The organism is bacterium, assembly GCA_035559435.1.
Classification (GTDB): Bacteria; Zixibacteria; MSB-5A5; order WJJR01; family WJJR01; genus JACQFV01.
This window is the reverse complement of record DATMBC010000050.1, coordinates 38,199-63,677: the sequence shown is the minus strand read 5'-3', so window position 1 is coordinate 63,677 and position 25,479 is coordinate 38,199. Positions and strand designations below refer to the sequence as shown.

Below are 25,479 nucleotides of genomic sequence, written 5' to 3'. Positions count from 1 at the left end.
CGGGGACATCGGCTGGGTGACGCCGACCGCGTGGCCGGACTTTTACGAGCCGGCCTCGAAGTTGAAGCCGGGCGAGTGGACCGGCCCGCTGGCGGGTGTCGATCAGTACTCGCTGATTCAGTTGATCGAGACTCGGCCCGCGCGGCTGCGTCCCTATGAGGAGGCCGCCACCGATATTTTCGAAACAATTCAGCGCATGCGGCGCGATTCGGTCTTTGTCGCTTATATCGACTCGATGCGGACCGTCTACCCGGTCAGCGTCAACCAGGAAGTGCTCAAGAGTGGCCTGACCGGCCCCGGCGGCGACATCGACACCGGGAGCGTCCATTGAGGCGGCCGGCGGCGGCGCGGCGTATCAGAATCCGAGGAACTTTGGCGTGAACAAATCAATCGGCATACCGTGTCTGGCGCTGGCCCTCGCGGCCGGCATGGTGTCAACGGCGTTGGCGCAACGGGAGGTGCTGGAAGAGCCGATCGCCATCGTCGGCGATCGCATCATCCTGCGGTCGGAGTGGGAGGCGCAGACGACGCTCTATGCCATGCAGGCCAAGCGCGACCTTGCCGATCCGGGGGTCCGTGACACCATCGGACGGATGATGCTCGAGCAGATGATCAACGACCAATTGATCCTGCTGGTGGCGGAGAAGGACACGACCATGCGCATCGAGGCACGCGAGATCGACGCCGCGCTGGAAGACCACATCGCCGACATGCGCCGTCGGTTTGACAGCGAGGAGGAATTCCGCGCCGCGTTGGTCCGCGAGGGGCTCTCGGAGCGTGACCTGCGGGTCCGGTTCCGGCGGGATGTCGAAAACCAATTGCTCAAGCAGAAGTTGATCCAGCGCAAACTGGCCGAGGTCAATGTCTCCAACGGCGAAGTGCGCGAGTTCTACAACAAGTTTCGCGATTCGCTGCCGGCGCAACCGGCGGCGATCAAGCTGTCGCATATTCTGCTCACCGTCGAGGTGACGCCCGCTTCGCAGGAGGCGGTCCGGTCGCGGCTGACGGCGATCCTCGGCGAGATTCAGGGCGGCCTGGACTTCGCCGAAGCGGCGCGCAAGTACTCGGAAGACCCGACCGCGCCCACCGGCGGCGATCTGGGCTGGCTTGCCAAGGGCGATCTGGTCGGCCCGTTTGAGGATGCGGCGTTCCAGCTGACCCCCGGGCAGGTCTCGGGAGTGGTGCGCACCGACATCGGGCTGCACCTGATTCAATGTCTGGAGAAGGACCGCGAACGGGTTCATGTGCGTCACATCTTTCTCGGGTTGGCGCCGACGGCCGCCGACACCGCGGCGGTGCTTGCTCGCGCCGATTCGATCGCGCTGGCGGCGCGCGACAGCGCCCAGTTCTGCGCGCTGGCGCAGGCCTACTCCACCGACGAGGAATCACGCAAGAATTGCGGCGAATTGGGCTGGTACCCGATAGAGGAGATGTTCCCCGAGTTCCGGGCGGCCCTCGAGACGTCGCAGCCGGGCGACATCATCGGCCCGGTCAAGACCCGATTCGGCTGGCATATACTGCGCGTGTTGGATCGGCGCGAGCAGCGCACGCTTGATCTCGCTGCCGATTGGGACCGGATTAAGGACATCGCCCGGCAGGACAAGACCAACAAAGTGGTCAGCGACTGGCTGGCCAAGATCCGCGAAGATACCTATGTCGAAGTTCGGCCGCTGGCCGCCTCCGTCACCGTGGACATGGAGAAACGGTAACCGCACGGGATGGGCGGGGAACTCCGCTTATCCCCGCCGATATTGAATGAACGCCATCTTCAATCGCCCCCTCGGACAAGAACGCGCCATTCTGGTCGGTTTCGGCCGTGTGTCGGTGACGGTCGAGCAGATGACCGAATCGCTGGACGAACTCTCGCGGCTGCTGGAATCGGCCGGCGGGATCGAAGTCGGACGGGTAACCCAGCGCGGTCGTCCGCATGCCGCCCACCTGGTCGGCACTGGCAAGCTCGCGGAAATCGAGACTCTGGCGATCGAGCAGAACGCCAATCTTATCGTCTTCGACGACGAACTCTCCCCGGCGCAGATGCGCAATCTCGACGCGCGGCTCAACCGCCATGTCATCGACCGTCCGACGCTGATCCTGTCAATCTTTGCCCGGCACGCCCACACCAAGGAGGCGCGGACCCAGGTCGAACTGGCCCAATACCAGTACCTCTATCCGCGGCTGACCGGCCAGTGGACGCACATGACCCGTCACGAGGGCGGCATCGGCACCCGCGGCCCCGGCGAAACGCAGCTGGAGACCGACCGGCGGCTGGTCGGACGGCGCATCCAGAAACTGAAGAAGCAACTGGAGAGCATCGATTCGGAGCGGGAAGTGCAGCGGCGCGGACGGGAGGACCTCTTCCGGGTCGTTCTGGTCGGGTACACCAACGCCGGCAAGTCGACGCTCTTCAACCGTCTGACCCGGGCGAAAGTCTGGGCCGAGGATCGCCTGTTCTGCACGTTGGACCCCACGACCCGGATCCTCGCCTACGGCGGACGGCGACGGATCCTATTGACCGACACCATCGGCTTTATCCGCAAGTTGCCGGCGCTTCTGTTCGCCGCCTTTCGCGCCACCCTCAACGAGGTTGCGGCGGCCGACCTGATCCTGATCGTGGTCGATTACGCCGACCCGTATTATGAGCACGCCCTCGATGAAGTCGAGACTTCGCTGCGCGAGATCAGGGCGGAACGGGTGCCGCGCATCTATGTGCTCAACAAGATCGACCGCCTCAACGGCGGCCCGGTGGCGCCGTTTTCCCACGACCGTCCCTCGGGCGATGTGGTGGCCATCTCCGCGGCCACCGGCACCGGGGTCGATCGGCTCATCGATGTGATTGTGGGGGCCGCCGACCGTCGGCCCGACGTGCCGGTCCGTCCGCGGTCCCGGACCGCCCGCGCCCGGGTCCGCTGGGATAATGCTGCCCCGCAATGACCCGGCTGGTATGGGATTTGTCCCATACTCCCACTCTCTGTCAAAAACCCCCTACACCGGGGTGGAGAAACCCCCGGCGGCAGACGACAACACAGATAGGATGTCGTCCGTACGCAAAATCCTGGTTGTCGAGGACAATCCCAACATGTCGAGTCTGCTGGCCGACATGCTGGAAGTCTTCGCCGTGGACAGTGTCCGCGCCACCGATGGCGAGGACGCGCTTCGCAAGCTGGAACAGGAGAACATCGGGCTGGTGATCACCGACATGCGGATGCCGAAGATGAACGGCACCGAATTGATTGCCGCGTTAAAAGACAAGCACCCGAAACTGCCGGTCGTCTTGATCAGCGGTTTCAACCTGACCGAGGCCGAAAATCAGGGCCCGGCGGGCAGGGCCGATGGCTTCCTGATGAAGCCGTTTCGCATGAACGACATCAAAGACATCCTCGATCGATTCTTCGTCCGCTGAATTGGGGACAGCGTTTCGCTGTCGAAGGCGCGCTCAAGGTGACGGGAGCGCGCCTTTTTTCTGTTCGCGCCGGTGCTTGACCCACTCGACGCCGATCGGAACCACCGACAGGATGATGATGGCGATCACGACAAAGCCGAAGTTGCGCTGCACCGCGGGGATGTTGCCGAACCAGTAACCCGCCCAGATGAAGATGATCACCCAGGCCATCCCGCCGATCACGTTGAAACTCATGAACCGCGGATAACTCATCGTGCCCACGCCGGCCACGAACGGGGCAAAGGTGCGCACGATCGGGACAAAGCGAGCGATGATGATGGTGCGGCCGCCGTACTTCTCATAAAAGCGATGGGTGCGATCGAGGTACTCCTTGCGGAAGATGCGCGAGTTGGGATTGTGGAAGGCGCGCGGGCCGATGTAGTTGCCGATGGCGTAATTCGCCGAATCCCCCAGCACCGCCGCCAGCGTCAGAAGCAGCGTCAGCGGGACAGGGTCCAGCGGGCCGGTCGCCGCCAGCGCCCCGGCGGCGAACAACAGCGAATCACCGGGCAGAAACGGAGTCACCACCAGCCCGGTCTCGGCGAAGATAATCAGAAACAAGATCACGTAGGTCCAGGTGCCGTAGAGCGCGATGATCTCGTTGAGATGGCGGTCGAGGTGCAGGAAAATGTCGAGGATTCCGGTCAGAAACTCCATTATTTCACCCCGTGTCCGCCCCGGGACGAGCGGGGGCAGGACAAGTTAACCTGAGTCCGATGAGGATGTCAAAGCGGGAAGAAGGGACGGAATGACGACACGTGTGACGTTGATACCAGGGGACGGCATTGGACCGGAGATCACCGAAGCCGCGGTGCGCATCATCGACGCGGCCGGCGCCAATATTGAATGGGAGATCCAAGAGGCGGGGATGAAGGTCTTCGCGCAGCATAACAAGGCGGTGCCCGACTCCGTGCTGGAGTCGATCCGGCGGAACAAGACCGCGCTCAAAGGTCCGTTGACCACGCTGGTCGGCAAGGGGTTCGCCTCGGCCAACGTCACGTTGCGCAAGGAACTGGACCTCTACGCCAATCTGCGCCCGGTGCGCAACCTCGCCGGGATCCCGTCGCGCTACGAGAACATCGACCTGATCATCGTCCGCGAGAACACAGAGGACTTGTATGCCGGCATCGAACATGTGGTCGTGCCGGGGGTGACCGCCTCGATCAAGATCATCACCTCGCTGGCGTCGGAACGGATCGCGCGGTTTGCCTTTGAGTATGCGCGCCGCCGCCATCGTCGCAAGGTGACCGCCGTGCACAAGGCCAACATCATGAAGTTGACCGACGGACTATTCCTCGAGTCGGCGCGACGGGTGGCCGCCGAATACCCCGACATCGAGTTCGAGGATCAGATCGTCGACGCCCTCTGCATGAAGCTGGTCATGGACCCGCATCGCTTCGACGTGCTGCTGCTTTCGAACCTCTATGGCGACATCGTGTCGGACCTGGCCGCGGGGTTGGTCGGCGGTCTGGGTGTGGTCCCGGGCGCCAATTACGGCGATCAGTACGCGGTTTTTGAGGCCGTGCACGGATCGGCGCCGGACATCGCCGGCAAGGGCATCGCCAATCCGCTGGCGGTGCTGTTCTCCGCGATCATGATGTTGCGCCACCTCAACCGCGACGACATCGCCGACCGGATCAAGGACAGCGCCTTCGCGGTTATGAAGGCGGGTCGAGTGCGGACGCCCGATCTGGGCGGGCAGGCCACGACCGCCCAATTTGCCGATGCGATCATCGCCGAGTTGAAATAAGTCGCGCTTATTCGAGTTGCCATCGACCGTAGCTATCGGCATGGCATCACCCCTGCTTACATGGGGACCCGTGCGTCGCAGGCCGCGCGTAACTTGTTGCGGCGTAACGCGATGGTAACGTGGTCGCGAGTGTGTCCCCATGGCGCATGCAGCGGGATGCGCAATTTGGTGCCCGGCAGCGCAATGATCCGAAACCCGACTGACGTATTCCCGAACGCCGTTTGGCAGGAGACCGAGACCGACATGCAGAACGGACATCGAAACGGCAACAAGCCCAGCGATCCCCCCTTTGTCATCCGCAAGTCGCGCATCCATGGCTGGGGCGCCTACGCCACCCGGCGCATCCGCAAGGGTCAGCGCATCATCGAGTACATCGGCCAGCGCATCTCGCACGAAGAGGCGGAGGAGCGCTACGATGAAGATGCGATGGAGAACCCCACGACCTATCTGTTCACGGTCGACGAAAAGGTGGTCATCGACGCCACCCGCTGGGGCAACCGCGCCAAGTACATCAATCACTCCTGCGATCCCAATTGCGAGTCGGTCAACGAGGATGGTCGTATCTTCGTGGAGGCGCTGAAGAACATCCAGCCGGGCGCGGAACTGACCTATGATTACCATCTGGAGTGCGATGGCCCCTACGGCAAGCAGTGGCGCAAGCGGTACGCGTGCAAATGCGGCGCGCGCATCTGCCGCGGCACGCTGCTGACGCCGCCGCGCAAGAAGAACAACGGCAACGGCAACGGAAATGGGAAGCGTCGGGGGAAGGCGCCAAAGAGATCACGGCGTTAGCGCATTGTTGGCTTGACGCGACGATTGCAGGGCGGCGACAGGCCGCCCTGCCTTTTTTTGTGTCTTGGTTGCGGCCGCGCCATCGGCTAACTTCGGCGCATGGCCAAAGACCCTTCGCCCGCCAAAAAGGGCACCAGCAAGCCAATCCACAAACCCGAACGCCCGGCCGCGGCGGGACTGTCCTTTGCCGACCGGATCGCCCTGCACCCATTGCGCTGGGCGATTATCGCCTATGGCGTTCTGACCGTGATCTTCTTCTCCAATGCGCTCTTTTTCCCGGGACGAATGATCTACGGCACGGACACGATGTCGGCCGGGGTGTTCTTCCGGACTTTCTACGCCGACTTCTGGCAGGAGCATTTCCGCATGCCGCTGTGGAATCCCTACATCCACGCGGGCCTGCCATTTGTCGACGCGATGCACGGCGACATCTTCTACCCGGCCGCCATCCTGCAGATCATCCTGCCGGTGACCTATGCGCTGGGGTTCAAGCTCATCCTGCACATCTTCCTGGCCGGCGTGTTCATGTTCCTGTTTCTGCGCGCGCAGGGGCGCAGCGACCAGGCGTCGTTCATTGGCGGCCTGCTCTACATGTTCACCCCGTGCCTGGTGTCGCTGTTCTATCCGGGGCATGACGGCAAAGTCTATGTGACCGCGCTCACGCCCCTGGCGTTCTTGATGGTTCACCGCGGAGTGACCACGCGACGGATTCCCTGGTTTCTTGGCTTCGGGCTGGTGTATGCGCTGATGATTCTGACGGCGCATGTGCAGATGTCCTACTACGCCGCCTGGGGGCTGGGGGCCTACTTCATCTTCCTGCTCTGGGATCAGTACCGTTTCCAACCGGCCAAGATTGCCGCGCCGGTCGGCGCCTTCGCCATTGCCGTCGCGCTGGCGGTGGGCGCCGCCGCCATGCAATGGATGGCTCCCTATCAGTACCTCAACAAGCACTCGCAGCGCATTCAGCACAGCGAAGGCGGCGGCTATGAATGGTCGTCCTCCTGGGCGATGCACTCAGAGGAAGCGCTGTCGCAACTAAACCCCGCTCTGCCCGGGGCGAACCTGGCCACCGAACCGGCGACCTACTGGGGCGACAATCCGTTCAAGCTGAATTCCGAGGCGGTCGGTGTGATGGCGGTGATGCTCGCGCTCGTCGCGATTCTCGTTGCCCGCTCGCCGATGATGTGGTTTTTCGCCGGGCTCTCGATCGTCGCGCTCCTCCACGCGCTGGGCGATTCCACGCCCGTGTTTCGATTGTTCTTCGAGTTCGTGCCCGGGGTGAAGAAGTTTCGCGCGCCCTCGATGATCTGTTTCCTCTTTGCCTTCTCGTGGGTCGTCATGGCGGCGCGGGCGCTGGATGTGCTCGGACAGTTCCGCGGACAGCCGTCGGCGACGGGCAAAAAGGCGAAAGACCCGATGAACACGATGATGATCGTGGCCTTCGCCTATTCGGCGATCGCCATCATCGGACTGATCGGCGGCTCGACGTTCATGAGCGGCTGGTTGTCGCTGACCGGCGGCGCCCTCACGACCGAGAAGGCGATGGCGATCACCAACAACGAGAATCACGTCCGCATCGGCTTCCTGATCGGCCTGGTCGTCGTGTGGGGACTGGTCGGGCTGTTCCGGTTGCGTCGCGGCGGCTCGTTGGGCACAACCGGGCTGACCGCCGGACTGTCGGCGCTGGCGGTGCTGCCGCTGTGGCAATTCGACGCGCGCTTTGTCGAAACGATCACCCCCGCGCAGGTTAACCAGTTCTACGGCGAGCGTCCGATTCTCGGCCTCATCCGCGGCAACGCCCCGAAGCAGCCGTTCCGGGTGCTGAATTTGCCTCGCACGTTGGAGGACAACTACCTGGCGCTGCATGGCATCGAAGAGCTCTCCGCCACCGCCATGCATGGCAACCATCTGCTCTTGCATGACAACTTTGTCGGACGGCATGATGCGTCCCCGGCGCTGATGACCAACCGCGCCACGCGCAACCTCTTAAACACCGTGTTCATTGTCTCGCCACAACAGGGAAACGAGGCGGGATTGACGCTGGTCGGGCAGACGCAGGGGTTGTACCTGTATCGCAACGAGGACGCGTTGCCGCGCGCGGCGGTCTTCTACCAGTACGAGGTGGAGCCGGACTCCAACGCCACCTTGGCGCGCCTGCGCGATCCGGCGTTCCCGTACCGGAGCCGCCTCATCCTCGACCAGGCGCTGAGCCAATTGCCGCCCAGCGAAGCGAGCGCGTCGGAGGCGCCGTTTACCCCCGCGCGGGTGATCGAATGGGATGTCGATCGCTTTGTGGTCGAATACACCGCCGACCGCGACGGGATTCTCTGGCTGTCGGAGAATTACTACCCCTGCTGGCACGCCACCGATGAGAATGGGCAATCGCTGCCGATTTACCGCGCCGATTATGCGTTCCGCGCCGTGGAGGCCAAGGCCGGCACGCACCGGGTGACCTTTGCGTTCCATAACAAGGTCTTCTCGATGTCGGTCTGGATCTCGCTGGTCTGCGGCGTGATTCTGCTGGCGGGAACCGTGTGGGCGGTCCGCACCGGTTCGACCACCCTCAACGCCATCGACCACAAACCGAGCCCGGCACACGTCAAATGACGGACCGCAACGACTTCCGACCGTTCGTCGCGCCAACCGAGTCACTCGCTGAGTTCACCGTCAAGTCGGCGGTCGCCGGCGTCATCTTCGGCGTGCTGTTCGGCGCCGCCAACACGTACCTCGGGTTGAAGGCGGGCCTGACGGTTTCAACCTCGATTCCGATCGCGGTCATGACCATTGCGATGTTCCGCGCTTTTCGGATGGCCGGCGGAAGATCGACCATTCTTGAGCACAATCTCTCGCAGACGATCGGCTCGGCATCGTCATCCCTGGCCTCCGGCACCATCTTCACTATCCCGGCGCTGTATCTCTGGGGCGTGGCCCCGTCCTTCCTGTACATCTCCCTGTTGGCCTTGCTGGGCGGGGTGCTGGGGACGGCGATCATGATCCCGTTGCGCCAGTATCTGATCGTGCAGGAGCACAAGAATCTTCCTTACCCGGAAGGGACCGCCTGCGCGGAGGTCCTCGAGAGCGCGGAGGGTCATGGCGCGCAATCGCGACCGCTGTTTCTCGGAATGGCACTGGCGGGGATCTACGAATTCGGTCTTGGATTCTTGCGCCTGTGGAAGGAGTCGCCGCGTACCGGGATCATCGGTCTCCCGAAGGCCGAGGTGGGCCTGGAAGCGTCACCGGCGCTGCTGGGAGTCGGCTTCATTCTCGGCCCGCGGATTGCCGCGGTGATGGTCGCCGGCGCGGGGTTGTCCTGGGTCGTGCTGATCCCGATCCTCCATTGGTATGGCACCACGCTGACGGCGCCGCTCTTTCCGGAGACCGCTAAACTGCTGCCGGACATGACGACTCAGGAAATCTGGGGGAAATACATTCGCTATCTCGGCGCCGGGGCGGTGGCGATGGCCGGCATCATGACCATCATCAAAGCCGTTCCAACCATGGTGCAGTCATTCAAACTGGGATTGCGCGGGCTCCGTCACGGAACGGCGGGCGACACATCCCGACCGCGCACCGAGCGCGATTTGTCGATGCGGATCGTCCTCGGGCTGGTGCTGGCGATCGCCGCGGCGATCGTGTTTATCCCGCATCTGGTCGGCGGATTCGAGACCATCGCCGCACGAATCGTCGTCGCGCTGGCGATCTGCATCTTCGCCTTCTTCTTCGTGACCGTCTCGTCGCGCATCGTTGGCCTGATCGGTGTCTCGTCGAATCCGGTCTCGGGCATGACGATCGTGACCTTGCTGGGCACCTCGTTCGTGTTTTACCTGCTCGGTTGGACCGATGGGCTCGGGCAGATGACGGCGCTGTCAATCGGCACCGTCGTGTGCGTCGCGTCATCGATTGCCGGTGACATGTCGCAGGATTTGAAGACCGGCTATCTGGTCGGCGCGACCCCTTACAAGCAACAGTTGGGCGAATTCATCGGCGCGATCACGTCGGCCTGGGGCGTGGCGTACGCGGTCGACGTGCTGCATCACGCTTATGGGTTTGGCACGGTCGCGCTGCCGGCGCCGCAGGCGATGCTGATGAAGACGGTGATCGAGGGTGTGCTTTTCGCGCAGCTGCCGTGGACGCTGGTCTTCATCGGGGCGGGCTTCGCGCTGCTGGCCGCGCTGCTGCGCATCCCCGCGCTCCCGTTTGCCGTCGGGCTCTACCTGCCCCTGACCACCATGACCCCGATCTTTGCCGGCGGCCTGGTCCGCTGGCTGGTGGACCGTCGCGGCCGGGCCAACGGCGACAGCGGCGATCGCGATCGTGGTGTCCTGCTGGGATCGGGATTCATCGCCGGGGTCGGACTGGTGCGCGTGGGGCTGGCCGCCTGGATTTATTTTGTCGGCCTTCCGGAAGGGATCGGTGAAGAATGGGCCGGCTCCTTCTCCGGCTGGCTGGCGTTGGCCTTGTTTGGGTTCCTCGCCTGGACGCTGTGGCGCCCGGGACGGAAGACGGCCTGAGCCTTCGGCCGCATCAGTTTCGCTGTCCTGTCGCTCTGAGTCTTTCCGTCGATATCGGTGAAAAAACGGGCGGCACCGCGGGGTTCGCGAGGCCGCATGACGGTTCCGGGCTCAGCCCCGGATCACCTTGCTCACAATATCCCGTCGCAGGATCAGGCCGGCTAATCGGCCATCCTCATTGATGACCGGAATGCGGCGGATGTTGCGGAAGAGCATGAGCGCCGCCACCTCGACAATCGGCGTGTCCTCGGTGGTGGTGTAGAGGCGGGTGGTCATGATGTCTTTGACTTTGATCTCATCCTCGCGGCGCAGGAGATCGTCGAACGGCTCCGTGTCGGGGGACAGCGACAGATTCTGGATCAGCGATTCGAAGTTGGGGAGGGCGGCCTTGATCAGGTGTCGCTCCGAGATCATGCCCACCGGCTTGCCTTCGGCGTCAACCACGGGCATGCCCGACACCTTGTAGCGATAGAGTTTGTTGGCGACGTCCTTGAGCGAATCGTCGGGCGAGACGGTCACCACGTCGCGGTGCATCAGGTCGCGCACGGTCAGTTGCTTGCGGATGGTCAGCCCGGTCTCCCAGATCACGCGGACCAGCGCCTCGGCATTCGGAGCGCTGATCAACTTGCCAAGGATCTGCTCATCGCGGGCCAGTTGGGCCAGCCCGGAGAGGGTTTGCAGGTACAGCTGCGCGATATTGCGCGGCGTCAGCAGCAGGCAGACCACATGCAGCGGACGGCCATCGGGGGTGGGCGCTTTGATGCCCTTCTTGGAGATGCCGATGGCGACCAGCATTTCCTTGACCAGATCGGTCCGGGCATGGGGGAAGGCAAAACAGCGTCCGAAGGAGGTGTTCTCAATCTCCTCACGGTCGGCGATGGAGGCGAGGACGCCGCCGCGGTCGATCTCCGGATACTTCCGGACGACCAGGTCCATCAGCTCGGAGATGGCTCCGGCCTTCGACTCGGCGCGCAGGTCGGGCGCGACCAGCGCCGGATCCAACATGGCTGCCAAACGCATGGGAATTATGCCTCCACCAATTTCGGCGCGGTCCGCTCGATGACCGTCGGGGCGGCGAACCCGCCGGAGACGATAAACTTGACCGCCTCTTCGGTTGTCATCGCCAGATCAAACACCTCGGATTCGGGAACCAGCACGACAAACCCGGTGACCGGCGTGGGTGTCGACGGCACAAAGACCGCCACCATCTGCTCTTCGGCGGCGCCGGCGCGCACCCGCGGCCTCGACGACACAAACCCGACCGTGTACAGCCCCGGCCGCGGGTATTGAATCATGACCGCGCGGCTGAAGGCCTTGCGCTCGGTCGACGTGATCGCCTCAAGCAACTGCTTGGCGGCGGTGTAGACCGCCCGCACCAGCGGCGTGCGGACAAAGATCAGTTCGCCCAGTCCGAAGAGACGCGACCCCAGCACATTCCGGGCAATCACACCCACCAGAAAGATCAGAAGCAGTGTCGCCAACAGCCCCATTCCCGGAATCTGATGCTGCAGATACCGGGCCAGGATCGGGGACAGCAGGCCATCGACTTTCTGGAAAAGGAAATACAGGACATAAACCGTCACCGTGACCGGAACAACGACCAGCACGCCGGACACGAAGACACGTTGCAGTGTGCGGAGAATCTGACGGCCCCACGGGCGCGCCGCTGGAGGGTCGCTGTCCATGACCTGTGCCCTTGTGAGGGCTGGCACACAAATACACACCCCCGGCAACGTCTGTCAAGACGTAACGGGGGCGCGACGGCTACTCGAAGAGCGGCGGCTTGGGGGAGTCGCCGGGGGCGGGTGGAGTGGGGGCGGCCGGCGCGGTGACGGCGGGCGCGCCGTAGGCGGCCGCGCGCAGGCGCAGGAACACCTTGGTCCAGACCAGTGAGTCAAAGGTCCCGAAGTAGGCGCCCACCAGGATCACAAACGGCGCCAGCACCAGGATGCCGTAGACGATCGCCAAGGGCTTGCTCACCGCCCAGATGCCGATCGCCGGCAACATCAGGACCAGCCCGATTCCCATCAGACCGATTCCCACCGCGATGGCGATGGCCAGCTTGATGAGCAGCACCGTGACCGTCGGCTGCCATTCGCTCTTCACCAGCGACCAGCCCTCGCCGATTGACTCGATCACCCCGCGGTCTTCGAGGACGACATACCGTTCGGCGTAGGCCCAGACCACCACCACCGCGGCGATCCCGAAGAAAAAGAGCGGAATGGCCGGTAGCAGCGAGAGAACTCCCAACGGCACTGAGATGGCGAAGATGGCGACTTCGAGCAGGATCAGGATGACGACGAAGGAGAACATGATCAACCATTGGGTAAGCGTCACACCCAGCATCGGCCAAAAGCGTTTCAGGCCGAAGTCCCAGCCGCCGGAGAGCGTATGCGCCCCGCCGGTCTCAATCTGGTAGGCGTTGTAGATGAGCGCGGACTTGGAAATGGTGTGCAGAGTGATAATGATCACGCCCACCACAAATCCCACGAGCAGGATCATCGCCAGCGCGGCAAGGATCCAGGCCTTGATCTCGTCAATCCGTTCCAGCCCGCCGCCGCTGTCGCCGGGGATCTGCAGTCCGCCGCCGGCGCCGCCGGCAAACAGGCCAAACAGCCAGAGATACTTGTAACGCCAGGCGATGGCGAACGAATCGCGGATGATCTCGGAGATCGGGAGCGTGGTCATGCCGGCCCTCCTGGCGGCGAAGTGCGCCCACAAGGACTCGAACCTTGGACCCGCTGATTAAGAGTCAGCTGCTCTACCAACTGAGCTATGGGCGCAGAACGGACAACAAAACGCGGTGCAAGAAAACGGGATTGACCGCCCGAGGTCAACCGCTTTCACGGAGGGCGCGGCCTACCGCTTGCAGGGATGGGGGCAATTCGTCGGGTATGGGTAACAGTCGGCGGCTTCGCAGAACGCCTGCGGCGCGCCGCGGAAGGCCACCTCAATCAGTCGCACCACATCGACCACATCGGTCGTGCCGGTGCAATCGACATCGGTCAGTGGGGCCGGCTGGTAAATGCAAAGGGGCGGATCGGCCCCGCGGAATGCCGCACTGACGGTGAGGACCACATCCTGCACGCCTATCAATCCATCGCCTGAGGCATCACCCATGCCGCAGGGAAACCAATCGACAAAACCCAGCATGCACATCGAGTTTGCGTCAACGGCCCGCTCGCCGGCGATCCACTGCGACGGCGCGGTCAGGTGCGTCGAATCGGGGTTCAACACGAGGTCATCGGTCACGAAAGTCGCCACACAGGGGATCGAGTCTGCCACGCCAGTTTGCGCCGCGCGAACCGCAGTCAGATAGGGATATGGATCACCCGGAGCATGGGCCATGCCCGACGGCAGACGGCCGACAGTTATGCCGACCTGATCTGACACGGACCATGATTTCATCCGGCAGATTAGTCGATTGAGGAGATCCCCGAATTCCTGGGCCGCTGCCGCGCTTTGGGCATCGGCCTCTCCGAGCATCAGGACAAAGTCCAGCCGGTTGATGACATGCCCATCCGCTTCCAGCGTGGCCGCCGCCGTATTGTAGACGGCCTCCAGTTGATCGACCAACAGCCCGGTCGAATCGGGATGCCACTCGACGCCTAGACGCGTGCCGTTGAACGCGAACTTCACGATCGCCAGGGAATCGAAGGCGTTTTCGGACTGAAGCAGGTCCGTGGTGTGTCGGCCAAGCCCCAATTCCGGTCCGCCGCCGCTGACATATCCGCCGAAAACCGCTCCGGTCGGGTCGGTTTGGGGCTGCAGGGGCACAAAGCCGTTGGATGAGAGTCGCAGAGCAGGATTGGCGATGGCCGCGAACGTCCCCTCTTCATACCAGAAGCGCACATCGGCCTGCGGCGCCTGTTGCTGCGGCGTGAGATCGGCGACGTTGGCGCCATATCCCACTGCGTGAGCGTCGCCGGCCACAACGATGACGACATAGCTGGCCGCCGATGCCGTATTGGCGGCCAGAACGGCGCAAAACGTCGCAACGAGAACCTGCGCCGCCAGCCGGCGGCACTCGGTCAATCGAACGATCTTCATAGGCCTCGACTTACTCGGGGATGCCGAGATGGTCCAGGATATAGGCGAACTCGAAGGCGATGTCTTTCAGGTAGTCGTACCGTCCGGTCGCGCCCATGTGCCCGGCGCCCATCTCTACCTTAAAAACTAAGTCGTTCCGGTCGGTTTTCAAAGCGCGAAGTTTGGCCACAAACTTCGCCGGTTCCCAATACCCGACACGGGGATCGTTCAGCCCGGCGTCGATCAGCATGTGGGGATAATCCTGCGCCCGGACATTGTCGTAGGGCGAATACGACAGCATGTAGTTGTAGAATTCCCTGTTCTTCGGATTGCCCCATTCATCAAACTCGATGACCGTCAGGGGAATGGACTCGTCAAGCATGGTGTTGATCACGTCGACAAACGGCACACTGGCAAAGATTACCCGGAAGAGGTCGGGGCGCATGTTGGCCACCGCACCCATCAAAAGCCCGCCGGCGCTGCCGCCAAAGGCCGCCAGGCGGTCGGCCGCGGTGTACTTGGCGGCAATCAGGTGCTCGGCGCAGGCGATGAAGTCGGTGAATGTGTTCTTCTTCTTGAGCAACTTGCCGTCGTCATACCAGGCGCGCCCCATCTCGCCGCCGCCGCGCACATGGGCGATGGCGTAGATCACGCCGCGATCCAGCAGACTCAGACGATTGGACGAAAACGTCGGGTCGCTGGTGGCTCCGTAGGCGCCATAACCATACAACAGCAGGGGAGAGGAACCATCCAGCGGCGTCCCTTTTTTGTAGACCAACGAAATCGGAACCTTCACGCCGTCGGCGGCGGTGGCGAAGATGCGCTCCGACTGGTATTGCGCGCGGTCATACCCGCCGCGCACCTCATATTCCTTCTTCAGTTCGCGCGCCCGGGTGGTCATGTCGTAATCGAAGACCGACCGCGGCGTGACCAGCGAATTGTAGGTGAAGCGCACCACGTTGGTGTCGAATTCGGGATTGGCCGCGCCGAAGAAGGTGTAGACCGGCTCGGGGAACTCCACGTAGTGGAAATTGCCGGTGGTCAGATCGATGATGCGCATCTTCGGCAGGCCATTCTCCCGCTCATAGACCACCATGTGGCCGGCAAAGCACTCGACCTCGTCGACCTTCACGTTCTCGCGGTGCGGCAGAAACTCGGACCAGTTGGCCACGCCGGGGTTGTCGATCGGCGCGAAGACGACCTTGAAATTCCGGGCGCCGTCGTTGGTCACGATGTAGAACCGGTCGCCGCGGTGGTCGACCGAGTATTCGACATCGGGGCGACGCGGCGCGATGACCTTCCACTCGCTGTCGGGGGCATCGCTGCGGATGTAGCGGTACTCGCTGGAACTGATGCTGCCGAGGCCGAGCAGGAGATACTGCCGGCTTTTGGTCATGGCGATGTCCATGTAGAAGGACTCATCAGCCTCCTCATAGACAAGTTTGTCGTCGCTGGGAGGAGCGCCGAGGGTGTGCTTCCACAGTCGATAGGGACGATGCGCCGGGTCGAGGGTCGTGTAAAACAACGTTTTGTTGTCGGCGGCCCACTTCACGCCGTAGGTGTTGGGGATGGCATCGGCAAGATTCTGGCCGGCGGCCAGGTCGCGGATGTGGATGGTGTACTCTTCCGCGCCGTTGGTATCGACCGAGTAGGCGAGCAGGCGGTGATCGGGGCTCACTTCAAAAGCGCCGACGTCGAAATGCTCAAACCCCTCCGCCTCCTTGTTGACGTCCAGCAGAATTTCCTCCGGCGCTTCCAGCGACTTGTGTTTGCGGCAATGGATCCGGTACTGCTTGCCTTCCTCGGTGCGGGTATAGTAGAAGTAATCGTCCCGCCGTTCCGGCACATCGAGGTCGGTCTCGACAATCCGCCCCAGCATTTCCTGATAGAGCTTCTCCTGCAGGGGTTTGGTGTGGGCGGTTTTCGCCTCCATGTATTTGTTTTCCGCCTCGAGGTAGGCAATCACCTCGGGGTTGGATTTGTCGCGCAGCCAGAAGTAGTTGTCGACACGGACCTGGCCGTGGATGGTGTCGACCTTGGGGATGATCTTGGCGACCGGCGGTGTGGGTTCGGATTGGGCCTGGGACTGATTCATGGGAACGATTGTGATCACGGCCGCAAGCAGGGCGGCGGTGATGGCCACGCGGCATTCCTTTCGGCTGCGCATGAAGGGCTCCTGGTGGTTCTTGCTGCGGTTTGCCAAAAACACGGAAGGCGGCGTCCGCACACCGAACGCCGCCCGGAGATTTCCGAGTTCAGTTTCCGCTAACGCAGATTCTTCTCTTTGAACAGCACATGCTTGCGCACCTTGGGATCGTACTTCATCAGCTCCAGCTTCGTGTCCCCTTTGCGCTTGTTGCGCGTGGTGACATAGAAGTAGCCGGTGCCGGCGGTGCTTTCCAGCTTGATCTGTTCGCGTTTCGACTTGGCCATGACTGGACCTGCCTTCAAGTTTCACCCGGCGCAAGCCGGGCAGACAATAAGTATAACCGATACAATCCCGTTCTGCCAGCCCATTTCACCGGCCGGGGAGCAAAAGGGCAAAGATCGTCCTGAGTCGTTGCGTATCAACACGATCCGGCAATCGGGCCGGATGCCAATCGAGGAGCCAGGCCTGCGTCGACGCAAGTTTCTAGCCATCACCGGCGGCACAATGGGGGCGCTGGGCCTGACCGGCTTCAGCGTTCGTTGCGCCTTCTCCGCGCCGCCTTATCAAGGTCCGGTGAGCGATCACTTTGACGGCAAGCGGTTTCTCAATCCCGATCCGAAGCCGATGGCCGGTGGCGGATCGATGCTCAAGTGGATTCTGAACCGTGAGCCGGGCCACTGGAATGATTGGACCGAAGTTGCGCCGCAACCGCCGCCGCCGGAGCGTGTCGGCGCCGGGCAGTTGCGCGTGACCTTCATCAATCATGCGACGGTCCTGTTGCAACTCGACGGCCTGAATATTCTCACCGATCCGATCTGGGCCGAGCGCGCCAGTCCCTTCACCTGGATGGGACCGAGGCGGCACAAGGCGCCGGGGATCGCGCTTGATGCCCTGCCGCCGATCGATGTGGTGCTGGTCAGTCACAATCATTACGACCACATGGATCCGGTGTCGCTTCAGACACTCCAGACGCTGCACCACCCACGCACCATTGTCACCCTGGGCAACCGTGCGTTTCTTGAGCCGCTGGGGATTCCCATCGCCGCCGAGTTGGATTGGTGGCAGACCGTTGACCTGAGTCCGGGGGTGCGGTTGCACTGTGTTCCCGCGCAGCACTTCTCCGGACGCGGCTTTTGCGATCGCAGCGCGACATTGTGGGCGGGGTTTGTGCTGGAGTCGATGGCCGGGAATGTCTACTTCGCCGCCGACACCGGCTGGGGGCCGCATCTGGAGGACATCGGGCAGCGTTTCGGGCCGTTCCGTCTCGCGCTTCTGCCGATCGGCGCGTTCCGTCCGCGCTGGTTCATGTCGCCGGTGCACATCAGCCCGGAGGAGGCGATCAAGGTACACAGACTGGTGCGCGCGGCCGTGACGGTGCCGATCCACTATGGCACCTTCCATCTGGGCGACGATGGCGAGACCGAGCCGGTCGAAGTCCTCCACGCCGCGCTGGCACAGGAACCCGACCCCAAACCCGACTTCTGGGTGCTCGCCCATGGCGAAGGGCGGGAGGTGGGGATGATCGCGCCGGTTGCGTCCTAACAGCCCAGATTCTGTGAGTCGTGGGAAGAAATCCTTGGAGTAGGTCTACTGAACTAAGCGGCCGTCTTGCGCCGTCGTGGCGTGCTGCGCCTCCTGGCGCCAGCCCGGGCAAGCTCTTCCTTTCTGGACTTCGCCCATGCCTTGATCTGCCGTTCCCGACGCATGGCGCTTCCCTGGTCCGGGTGCTTTTCGGTGTGCAGGAGCGACACCGGCCGCCGCTGGGCGGTGTACCGCGCGCCGCGTCCCTTGTTGTGCTTTTCCAGCCGGGCGTCGACATCATCGCTGATGCCGGTATAGATCGACCCGTCCGCGCAACGGACCAGGTAGACAAACCAAGGCTTGCGGATTTTCACCATCGGCCGCCCCCACAACCTGCACCGCACAAGCCGATGCCTGCCCAAAGCCAGCGGAGAGGCCGGGATTCGAACCCGGGAGTGGGTGTTAGCCCACTAACTGCTTAGCAGGCAGCTGCCTTAAGCCAGCTCGGCCACCTCTCCGGTATGCGGACGTCGCACGGCCGTGGCCCTTGCGGCCCGACCGTGCGACCAAACGTCACATAATACGGCCTCGCCGATCCAATTGCCAGTCTCCCGTGCGGCTGCCGGCGGGTCGCAGACGCTCTTGGAGGGTGGCGAAAATCGCCACTGAAAAAGTCCAGAATTTCTTGACACGGCCGCGGAGACCGGATTAAATCGGTGTTGCACCAGACACACGGAACTGTGTCTGCGACCTTTCAAACGAAAACATCGTGCTTATGCAGGCGCCCGAATCTCCGGGCAGGCCGCAGGCGCAATGACATGAGTGACGAGATAACGGAAGGCCAGGGGCTGACCGGGGGCGACTCCCAAGCACCTCGTTCCACACCCGCCGGAGAACCGGTGGGGCCGGAGGTGCGCCGTGTTCCGCCGACGGAACGTGGGGCGGTGGCGGCGCCAGTGCCGGTGCCGCCGCGTCCGGAGAAAAAGGCCGATGGTCTGCGGCGCACCGCCGCCGCCGAGGAATCTGACACCAACATCTGGCGCTATTCGCGCCGGGACTTCTTCGCCAAGCTGGGCTGGCTCTCGGTCTTTTCGTTTCTCGGCGTGATGCTGATCGGCACGCTGCGTTACATGTTTCCGCGCGTGCTTTTTGAACCGTCGCCGATCTTCCGCGCCGGATTCCCGGAGGAGTATCTGCCCGGCACCGTCTCCACCAAGTGGATGAAGGATTTCCGTGTCTGGGTGGTGCGCGAAGGAAACCGGATCTACGCCCTCTCGGGAATCTGCACGCATCTGGGTTGCACTCCGCGCTGGCTGGAGAAGGAAGACAAGTTCAAGTGCCCCTGCCACGGTTCCGGGTTCTACCGCACCGGGGTCAACTTCGAGGGTCCGGCGCCGCGGGCGCTGGAGCGGGTCAAGATTTCCCGCGCCGAGGATGGCACGATCCTGATCGACAAGTCGATCAAGTTCCTGTACGAAAACGGCGGCTGGGACAATCCCCAGTCGTATCTGAGCGTTTAGCCCTGCACGAAAGACGGGTCGCGCATGCCGCTTGCGGATCTCAAAAAGTCGGTCACCAAATCGCCGGTCTGGAAGTCGGTCTTCCGGCACGACTACAAGGACACCGAGCGCAACCGCTACCTGCAGATTCTCTCCAATATCTGGCTGCACCTGCATCCGACCAAGATATCACGGCACGCGGTCGAGGTGCGCTACACCTGGGGGATGGGTGGGATTTCCTTCTTCATCTTCCTGGTGCTGACGGTGACCGGCGTGGTCCTGATGTTCTACTACCGGCCGACCGACCAGTACGCCTACTACGACATGAAGTACCTGATGAACGATGTCCCGTTCGGGGCGTTCATCCGCAACATGCACCGCTGGGCGGCGCATGCGATGGTCATCACCGTCTGGCTGCACATGCTGCGTGTGTTCATGACCGGCTCCTACAAGCCGCCGCGCGAATTCAACTGGGTGATCGGCGTGATCCTGCTGGTGCTCACCCTGCTTTTGTCCTTCACCGGATACCTGCTGCCGTGGGACCAGCTGGCGATCTGGGCGGTCACGGTTGGCACGAACATGGCGCGGGCCACCCCGCTTTTGGGACATGAGGGTCCCTTGGGGCCGCAGATCGGCATGAAGCCGGACAACGATGTGCGCTTCCTGCTTCTGGGCGGCACACAGGTCGGGCCGCCGGCGCTCTTGCGATTCTATGTCCTGCATTGCGTGTTCCTGCCGGTGGCGATCGGGATCTTCATGATTGTGCACTTCTGGCGCATTCGCAAAGACGGCGGGATTTCCGGGCCGACGGGGAAGGTGTAGGGGGCGGTAGCGGATGGCATCGGTGTGTGGGAACAACGCGGCCCGGCGGGCGGCCAATGCAATCGGCGAGTGACGACAGGGTAGGTTGAGAGCATGCATCAACTCTGGGACATCGTCAGCAAGGGTGACAACATTCCGATTGTCATCATGCTTTTCCTCGTCGCCTTCTATGTCTGGTGGGGGATGAAGCAGGCGTTGCGCAACGACGCCAGTCTCGAAAAGACCGGCGCGCTGCCGGTGCCCGACAAGGTGCATGTCTGGCCCTTCCTGGTGCGGATCGAATTTCTGGCCGCGATCGTGGTCATGGCGCTGTTGACGGTGTGGTCGATCTTCATCAACGCGCCGCTGGAAGAAGCGGCCAATCCGACCCGCACCCCGAACCCATCGAAGGCGCCCTGGTATTTCCTCGGCCTGCAGGAAATGCTGGTCTACTTCGACCCGTGGATTGCCGGCGTGGTGCTGCCCAGTCTGATCATCGTCGGGCTGATGCTGATACCCTATATCGACATTAACCCGCAGGGCAACGGCTACTATTCCTACAAGCAGCGCAAGTTCGCCATCTGGACCTACATGTTCGGGTTCATCGTGCTGTGGGTGATCCTGATCTTCGTCGGCACCTTCCTGCGCGGTCCGGGGTGGTACTTCTTCTGGCCCTGGCAGACCTGGGATCCGCACAAGGTGGTGGCGTTGACCAATGTCGATTTGCATGAGCTCTTCGGCATCCACGACAAGACGATCGCGCTCATCTTCGGGTTTGTCGTTGTGGGCGGCTACTTCGCTCTGGGTCCGCTCTTTTGGCTGTGGAAGCGCAAGTCGATGCCGGTCCTGGAGAAGATGGGGCTGGTGCGCTACGCCATCGTCTCTTTCCTGTTTCTGTCAATGATGGCGCTGCCGATCAAGATGCTTCTGCGCTGGACCCTGAACATCAAGTACGTGTGGGTGACGCCCTGGTTTAACGTCTGAGACCCGGCATGAGTGAGCACACGCCCCCGATGCGCCGCACCGAGATTCCGGTCGAAAAACGCCCCTATGGCGTGTACTTCTTTGTCTTCGCGCTCGTCCTCGCGCTGGGCACGCTTTGGGCGGTGGCCGATGAGGTGATCGTCCGGCGGCCATGGAAGGACTGGCAGCGCCGTTTCAATGAATACGAATACAGCATGATCGCGGCGCGCCGCGATTCGCTGGCGGCCGCGCTGGAGCAGGCCGAGCAGACGGCCGATCCGTCGCAAACCCGCGCCGGGCTTCAGCAGCAGCTGAATGCGATGCGCGCGGCGCTGGCGGACAACAATCAGTACCATGCGCTGCAGACGGAGCTGAAAGACCGCGATTTTGATCTGTTCAAGGTCAACCGCGAGTACCAGTTCACCAAGAGCACCTACGACGAAAAATTCTACTTCTATACCGAAGCCAAACACGCCGGGCACGATTACGGCGAACTGGAGCGGGAGACCGAGTCGCTCAAGCGGGTGATGGACTCGCTTCTGCCGATCATCCGGGTCAAGGCCGCCGGGCGCGATTCGATCCAGCATACCATCGACGCCCTCGAGGGGCCGATTGATTCGCTGGCGGGATTGATTCAGGGGAAGACGCAGGAGATTGCCAAACTGGACGAGCGGCTGGCGGCGATCAAAAGCCGGCCGATCAAAGTCAAGCAGGTCATCCTGCCCGACTATGAACCCAACGAGTTTGGGAATCCGATCATCCGTGTCGACCGCTGCATGACCTGCCATGTCGGCATCGACAAGCCCGAGTTCGCCGGCGCGCCGCAGCCGTTTGCCGCCCATCCGCGCATGGATGAGTACTTCAAGAATCACCCGGTCGAGAAGTTCGGTTGCACACCCTGCCATGATGGCCAGGGACCGGCGCTGACCGAGGCGGACGCGCATGCGCCCAAGAAATACTGGGACCACCCGATCCTGGCCGCGCACATGCGCGAGGCGGGCTGTCAGAAGTGCCACCAGAACCGCATCTGGCTCAACCACGCCGAGAAACTGACGTTGGCGCAGGAAAAGGTGCGACGCTGGGGCTGCTTCGGATGCCACGACATCGAGGGGTACAACCACCTGGCGAAAGTCGCGCCGCGCTTGGACAAAGTGAACGCGAAGGTCAGCGCCGAGTGGATGTTTGACTGGATCAAGAATCCGCGGCACTTCCGCCCCGACACGCGCATGCCCAATTTCCGCATGCCCGATTCGGAAGTGGTGGCGGTCACACATTATCTGCGCGCGGTGTCAAAGGATTCACCGGGCGAGAATTGGCCGACGTACCGCGCGACCGGCGATGCGCGCCGCGGGCTGGAACTCGTCCAGTCGGTCGGATGTCTGGGCTGCCATCAGATCGGCAACCTGGCGCAACAGGCCGGCGATGTTTCACGCGCCGCAAAAATCGACCACGGTCCCACCCTTTCGCGCATCGGCAACAAAGTCTCGGGGGCATGGCTCTACGGCTGGCTGAAAAACCCGCGCGCCTACAACCCCGACACGCGCATGCCCTCGTTGCGCCTGACCGACGCCGAAGCCGAGAACATCACCGCCTACCTGCTCACCCTGCGCGATCCCGCCTACACACCCACGCCGTCGCCGTCGCTGCCGTCTTCGGCGGAGGAACTGGCGCGGCAAGGCGAATACTGGATCCGCACCTATGGCTGCTTCGGATGCCATGAGATTCCGGGCATGGAGAAGGAAGGGAAGGTGTCGGTTGAACTGACCACCTTCGGCGCCAAGGATGTCACCGAGCTGGCGTTCGGCGACGCGACCGAATTGCCCGAGACCTGGGAAGCCTGGACCATGGGCAAGTTGACCGACTCGCGCCGCTACGAAACCAAGCAGGTGGTCCAGCGCATGCCCGATTTCGCCATGAGTGAGGAGGACGCGCAGCTGATCACGATGCTGTTGCGCTCCTGGGACGGGCGCAAGGTCTATGAGGATTATCGCGAAAAGCTGGACGACCGTCGCGAACGGTTGGAGGCGGGACGCACTCTCATCGATCATTACAACTGCACCGGCTGTCATGTGCTCGAGGGGCGCGGCGGCGACATCCGCGCCTACATTCCCGACAAGGGGTATCAGCCGCCGGTGCTCACGCCCGAAGGCGCCAAGGTGCAGTCGGACTGGCTGTTTAAGTTCCTGCGTGAACCCTATCCGATTCGTCCCTGGTTGCAGGTGCGCATGCCGACCTTCGGCCTGACCGCGGCGGAGATCACGGCCATCAATCAGTATTTCATGGCGTACAACGGGGTGATCGCGCCGTTCCATTATGTGAAGGTTGAGGACCTCGACCCGGCCTCGGTGCGGCGCGGCAAGGAGATCTTCGACGACTTGCAGTGCCTGTCCTGCCATGTCCTCTCCGAGGAGTCGCTGGCCCAGCGGGGCGCGTCCAGTCTGGCGCCGAACCTGGCGTTGGCCCACGAACGTCTGCGTCCCGACTGGATCATCGACTGGCTGACCGACCCGCAAAAGATCGATCCCGGCACCAACATGCCGTCGTTCTTCTATTCGGAAGGCGAGCGACTTTACGATGACGCCGATGAACAAATCCGGGCGCTGCGCGACTACCTGTTGACACTCAAACCGCTTTAGGAGACACGACCATACGGGACACGCGCGGCGCTCGCAGGATTGCGGCGCCGCGCGGCGTTTTGGGCTCTTGGATCGACACACTGGTTGGTGTAGATTGGCCACAAGGAGCAGACCATGAACTTCCTGGATGACATGAGATGGCGCGGGCTGGTGGTCGACATGACCCCCGGCTTGGAGGAGCACTTCCAATCCCAGACCGTGACCGGTTACATCGGCTTCGACCCGACCGCCGCCAGTCTGCATGTTGGCTCGCTTATGCAGATCATGAATCTGGCGCGCCTGCAGCGGGCCGGGCACCGTCCGATTGCCGTGGTCGGCGGCGGCACCGGCATGATTGGCGACCCCAGCGGCAAGGCCAACGAGAGGCCGCTATTGACGGTGGCGCAGGTGGAGGAGAACGCGGCGGCGATCCACCGCCAGTTGCAGAAGTTCCTCGATTTCGACTATGGCGCCAGCCGCGCGATCTTCGTCAACAACGCTGACTGGCTCAATTCGCTCAACTTCGTCGCGTTCCTGCGCGACATCGGCAAACATTTCTCGGTCAACGCCATGATCGGCCGCGAATCGGTGCGCCGGCGCCTGGAAAGCCAGGAGGGGATCTCCTTTACCGAGTTCTCCTACATGCTCTTGCAGGCGTACGATTTTCTCATGCTCCACGAACGGCACGGCTGCACCCTGCAAATGGGCGGCAGCGACCAGTGGGGCAACATCGTCTCGGGCGCCGATCTCATCCGGCGCATCCGCGGCGGGCAGGCCTTCGGGCTGGTCTCACCGTTGGTGACCACCGCGAGCGGAACCAAGTTCGGCAAGACCGAAGCGGGGACCGTCTGGCTGGATGCGTCGCGCACCTCTCCCTACAAATACTACCAGTTCTGGCTCAACACCGACGACAAGGACGTGGTTGACTACCTGAAGTTCTTCACCTGGTTGGACCAGAAGACCATCGGCGAGTTGGCCGAGGCGACCCGGAGCCGCCCCGAGGCGCGCGAGGCGCAGAAGGTGTTGGCGCGCGAGGTGACCCGGTTGACTCATGGCGATGATGCGTTGGCGCGCGCCGAGCAGGTCTCGAAACTGTTCTTCAGCGGCGAATTGGCGGAGTTGTCGGCCGCGGAATTGTTGGATGTCCTCGATGACGCCCCGTCCAGCGAGATCCGCCGCGCCGAAATCGACGGCAACCGGCTGGAGCTGGCCGCGCTCCTGCATCAGGCCGGAGTGGCCACTTCGAAGAGCGATGGCAAGCGGTCGATCGAGGGCGGCGGCATCTATCTCGGCGGCCGCAAGATCACCGACCGCGATTATGCCGTTTCGATGAGCGACAGCATCGAGGGCAAACTCTTCCTGCTACGCAAAGGGAAAAAGCAGTACCACGTGGTGCGGATCACCGATTAG

At 62.7% G+C, this 25,479-nt stretch carries 22 protein-coding genes and 2 tRNA genes; 14 read left to right on the top strand and 10 right to left on the bottom strand.

Features of this window, described 5'->3' with window-relative positions:
- The 4 genes from VNN55_05785 to VNN55_05770 all read left to right on the top strand — a co-directional run.
- Nucleotides 1-331, top strand: a 331-nt coding sequence (locus tag VNN55_05785) for a hypothetical protein (GenBank protein HWO57057.1), incomplete at its 5' end; no start/stop codon positions are given.
- A gap of 46 nt (nucleotides 332-377) precedes the next feature.
- Complete coding sequence (locus VNN55_05780; protein ID HWO57056.1) at nucleotides 378-1,709, top strand: peptidylprolyl isomerase; 1,332 nt, start codon at nucleotides 378-380, stop codon at nucleotides 1,707-1,709.
- Between the two features lie 46 nt (nucleotides 1,710-1,755).
- Complete coding sequence (gene hflX / locus VNN55_05775; GenBank protein ID HWO57055.1) at nucleotides 1,756-2,931, top strand: GTPase HflX; 1,176 nt, start codon at nucleotides 1,756-1,758, stop codon at nucleotides 2,929-2,931.
- A gap of 100 nt (nucleotides 2,932-3,031) precedes the next feature.
- Entirely contained in the window at nucleotides 3,032-3,400 is a 369-nt protein-coding gene (locus VNN55_05770) for a response regulator (GenBank protein ID HWO57054.1), read from the top strand.
- 33 nt (nucleotides 3,401-3,433) lie between these two features.
- Here VNN55_05770 and VNN55_05765 read toward each other — a convergent pair whose 3' ends face one another.
- A complete protein-coding gene (locus tag VNN55_05765; protein ID HWO57053.1) occupies nucleotides 3,434-4,096 on the bottom strand; it encodes a DedA family protein in 663 nt (220 codons plus the stop codon).
- A 91-nt stretch (nucleotides 4,097-4,187) separates the two neighbouring features.
- Here VNN55_05765 and VNN55_05760 point away from each other — a divergent pair, with 91 nt between their 5' ends.
- The 4 genes from VNN55_05760 (at nucleotide 4,188) to VNN55_05745 (ending at nucleotide 10,492) form a co-directional block, all read left to right on the top strand.
- Complete coding sequence (locus VNN55_05760; GenBank protein ID HWO57052.1) at nucleotides 4,188-5,189, top strand: isocitrate dehydrogenase (NAD(+)); 1,002 nt, start codon at nucleotides 4,188-4,190, stop codon at nucleotides 5,187-5,189.
- Nucleotides 5,190-5,432: 243 nt separating this feature from the next.
- A complete protein-coding gene (locus tag VNN55_05755; protein ID HWO57051.1) occupies nucleotides 5,433-5,981 on the top strand; it encodes an SET domain-containing protein-lysine N-methyltransferase in 549 nt (182 codons plus the stop codon).
- Nucleotides 5,982-6,080: 99 nt separating this feature from the next.
- Nucleotides 6,081-8,588, top strand: coding sequence for a YfhO family protein (locus VNN55_05750; protein ID HWO57050.1), 2,508 nt, complete (start codon nucleotides 6,081-6,083; stop codon nucleotides 8,586-8,588).
- Nucleotides 8,585-10,492 (top strand): oligopeptide transporter, OPT family, encoded by a 1,908-nt coding sequence (locus VNN55_05745; GenBank protein HWO57049.1) that lies wholly within the window; start codon nucleotides 8,585-8,587, stop codon nucleotides 10,490-10,492. Before VNN55_05750 ends, VNN55_05745 begins: the two co-directional genes overlap by 4 nt.
- Before the next feature lie 111 nt (nucleotides 10,493-10,603).
- On the opposite strand, the gene VNN55_05740 is transcribed toward VNN55_05745, so the two are convergent.
- The 7 genes from VNN55_05740 to rpmG form a co-directional block, all read right to left on the bottom strand.
- Nucleotides 10,604-11,512, bottom strand: a complete 909-nt coding sequence (locus tag VNN55_05740; GenBank protein ID HWO57048.1) for a CBS domain-containing protein — start codon at nucleotides 11,510-11,512, stop codon at nucleotides 10,604-10,606.
- A 5-nt stretch (nucleotides 11,513-11,517) separates the two neighbouring features.
- The gene (locus VNN55_05735; protein ID HWO57047.1) at nucleotides 11,518-12,177 is read right to left on the bottom strand and encodes a DUF502 domain-containing protein; all 660 of its coding nucleotides are present in this window, start codon (nucleotides 12,175-12,177) and stop codon (nucleotides 11,518-11,520) included.
- Between the two features lie 79 nt (nucleotides 12,178-12,256).
- Nucleotides 12,257-13,180, bottom strand: a complete 924-nt coding sequence (locus VNN55_05730; protein ID HWO57046.1) for a hypothetical protein — start codon at nucleotides 13,178-13,180, stop codon at nucleotides 12,257-12,259.
- A 22-nt stretch (nucleotides 13,181-13,202) separates the two neighbouring features.
- Nucleotides 13,203-13,275: transfer RNA gene (locus VNN55_05725), tRNA-Lys, on the bottom strand.
- Nucleotides 13,276-13,351: 76 nt separating this feature from the next.
- The gene (locus tag VNN55_05720; protein HWO57045.1) at nucleotides 13,352-14,542 is read right to left on the bottom strand and encodes a sialate O-acetylesterase; all 1,191 of its coding nucleotides are present in this window, start codon (nucleotides 14,540-14,542) and stop codon (nucleotides 13,352-13,354) included.
- A gap of 10 nt (nucleotides 14,543-14,552) precedes the next feature.
- The gene (locus VNN55_05715; GenBank protein HWO57044.1) at nucleotides 14,553-16,688 is read right to left on the bottom strand and encodes a S9 family peptidase; all 2,136 of its coding nucleotides are present in this window, start codon (nucleotides 16,686-16,688) and stop codon (nucleotides 14,553-14,555) included.
- Nucleotides 16,689-16,786: 98 nt separating this feature from the next.
- On the bottom strand, nucleotides 16,787-16,954 hold the full coding sequence (rpmG, locus tag VNN55_05710; protein HWO57043.1) for a 50S ribosomal protein L33: 168 nt from the start codon (nucleotides 16,952-16,954) through the stop codon (nucleotides 16,787-16,789).
- Between the two features lie 220 nt (nucleotides 16,955-17,174).
- Between rpmG and VNN55_05705 the strand changes: the two genes are divergently transcribed.
- Nucleotides 17,175-18,212, top strand: coding sequence for an MBL fold metallo-hydrolase (locus VNN55_05705; protein ID HWO57042.1), 1,038 nt, complete (start codon nucleotides 17,175-17,177; stop codon nucleotides 18,210-18,212).
- Nucleotides 18,213-18,265: 53 nt separating this feature from the next.
- On the opposite strand, the gene VNN55_05700 is transcribed toward VNN55_05705, so the two are convergent.
- Entirely contained in the window at nucleotides 18,266-18,568 is a 303-nt protein-coding gene (locus tag VNN55_05700; protein HWO57041.1) for a GIY-YIG nuclease family protein, read from the bottom strand.
- 51 nt (nucleotides 18,569-18,619) lie between these two features.
- Nucleotides 18,620-18,709: transfer RNA gene (locus VNN55_05695), tRNA-Ser, on the bottom strand.
- A gap of 300 nt (nucleotides 18,710-19,009) precedes the next feature.
- On the opposite strand from VNN55_05695, the gene VNN55_05690 reads away from it, so the two are divergent.
- From VNN55_05690 to tyrS, 5 genes are all read left to right on the top strand, one after another.
- A complete protein-coding gene (locus tag VNN55_05690) occupies nucleotides 19,010-19,711 on the top strand; it encodes a Rieske (2Fe-2S) protein (protein HWO57040.1) in 702 nt (233 codons plus the stop codon).
- Between the two features lie 24 nt (nucleotides 19,712-19,735).
- A complete protein-coding gene (locus VNN55_05685) occupies nucleotides 19,736-20,512 on the top strand; it encodes a cytochrome b N-terminal domain-containing protein (GenBank protein HWO57039.1) in 777 nt (258 codons plus the stop codon).
- Nucleotides 20,513-20,605: 93 nt separating this feature from the next.
- Nucleotides 20,606-21,475: a cytochrome C gene (locus tag VNN55_05680; protein HWO57038.1), complete on the top strand. Its 870-nt coding sequence runs from the start codon at nucleotides 20,606-20,608 to the stop codon at nucleotides 21,473-21,475.
- 8 nt (nucleotides 21,476-21,483) lie between these two features.
- Nucleotides 21,484-24,090 (top strand): c-type cytochrome, encoded by a 2,607-nt coding sequence (locus VNN55_05675; GenBank protein ID HWO57037.1) that lies wholly within the window; start codon nucleotides 21,484-21,486, stop codon nucleotides 24,088-24,090.
- 114 nt (nucleotides 24,091-24,204) lie between these two features.
- Nucleotides 24,205-25,479, top strand: coding sequence for a tyrosine--tRNA ligase (gene tyrS, locus VNN55_05670; protein HWO57036.1), 1,275 nt, complete (start codon nucleotides 24,205-24,207; stop codon nucleotides 25,477-25,479).

Coding starts and splice junctions, on each gene's coding strand:
- VNN55_05715 (HWO57044.1), bottom strand. CDS start 16,688: ATGCGCAGCCGAAAGGAATGCCGCGTGGCCATCACCGCCGCCCTGCTT.
- VNN55_05760 (HWO57052.1), top strand. CDS start 4,188: ATGACGACACGTGTGACGTTGATACCAGGGGACGGCATTGGACCGGAG.
- VNN55_05745 (HWO57049.1), top strand. CDS start 8,585: ATGACGGACCGCAACGACTTCCGACCGTTCGTCGCGCCAACCGAGTCA.
- VNN55_05690 (HWO57040.1), top strand. CDS start 19,010: ATGAGTGACGAGATAACGGAAGGCCAGGGGCTGACCGGGGGCGACTCC.
- hflX (HWO57055.1), top strand. CDS start 1,756: ATGAACGCCATCTTCAATCGCCCCCTCGGACAAGAACGCGCCATTCTG.
- VNN55_05770 (HWO57054.1), top strand. CDS start 3,032: ATGTCGTCCGTACGCAAAATCCTGGTTGTCGAGGACAATCCCAACATG.
- VNN55_05730 (HWO57046.1), bottom strand. CDS start 13,180: ATGACCACGCTCCCGATCTCCGAGATCATCCGCGATTCGTTCGCCATC.
- VNN55_05685 (HWO57039.1), top strand. CDS start 19,736: ATGCCGCTTGCGGATCTCAAAAAGTCGGTCACCAAATCGCCGGTCTGG.
- VNN55_05680 (HWO57038.1), top strand. CDS start 20,606: ATGCATCAACTCTGGGACATCGTCAGCAAGGGTGACAACATTCCGATT.
- VNN55_05720 (HWO57045.1), bottom strand. CDS start 14,542: ATGAAGATCGTTCGATTGACCGAGTGCCGCCGGCTGGCGGCGCAGGTT.
- VNN55_05740 (HWO57048.1), bottom strand. CDS start 11,512: ATGCGTTTGGCAGCCATGTTGGATCCGGCGCTGGTCGCGCCCGACCTG.
- rpmG (HWO57043.1), bottom strand. CDS start 16,954: ATGGCCAAGTCGAAACGCGAACAGATCAAGCTGGAAAGCACCGCCGGC.
- VNN55_05735 (HWO57047.1), bottom strand. CDS start 12,177: ATGGACAGCGACCCTCCAGCGGCGCGCCCGTGGGGCCGTCAGATTCTC.
- VNN55_05700 (HWO57041.1), bottom strand. CDS start 18,568: ATGGTGAAAATCCGCAAGCCTTGGTTTGTCTACCTGGTCCGTTGCGCG.
- VNN55_05675 (HWO57037.1), top strand. CDS start 21,484: ATGAGTGAGCACACGCCCCCGATGCGCCGCACCGAGATTCCGGTCGAA.
- VNN55_05755 (HWO57051.1), top strand. CDS start 5,433: ATGCAGAACGGACATCGAAACGGCAACAAGCCCAGCGATCCCCCCTTT.
- tyrS (HWO57036.1), top strand. CDS start 24,205: ATGAACTTCCTGGATGACATGAGATGGCGCGGGCTGGTGGTCGACATG.
- VNN55_05705 (HWO57042.1), top strand. CDS start 17,175: ATGGGGGCGCTGGGCCTGACCGGCTTCAGCGTTCGTTGCGCCTTCTCC.
- VNN55_05750 (HWO57050.1), top strand. CDS start 6,081: ATGGCCAAAGACCCTTCGCCCGCCAAAAAGGGCACCAGCAAGCCAATC.
- VNN55_05765 (HWO57053.1), bottom strand. CDS start 4,096: ATGGAGTTTCTGACCGGAATCCTCGACATTTTCCTGCACCTCGACCGC.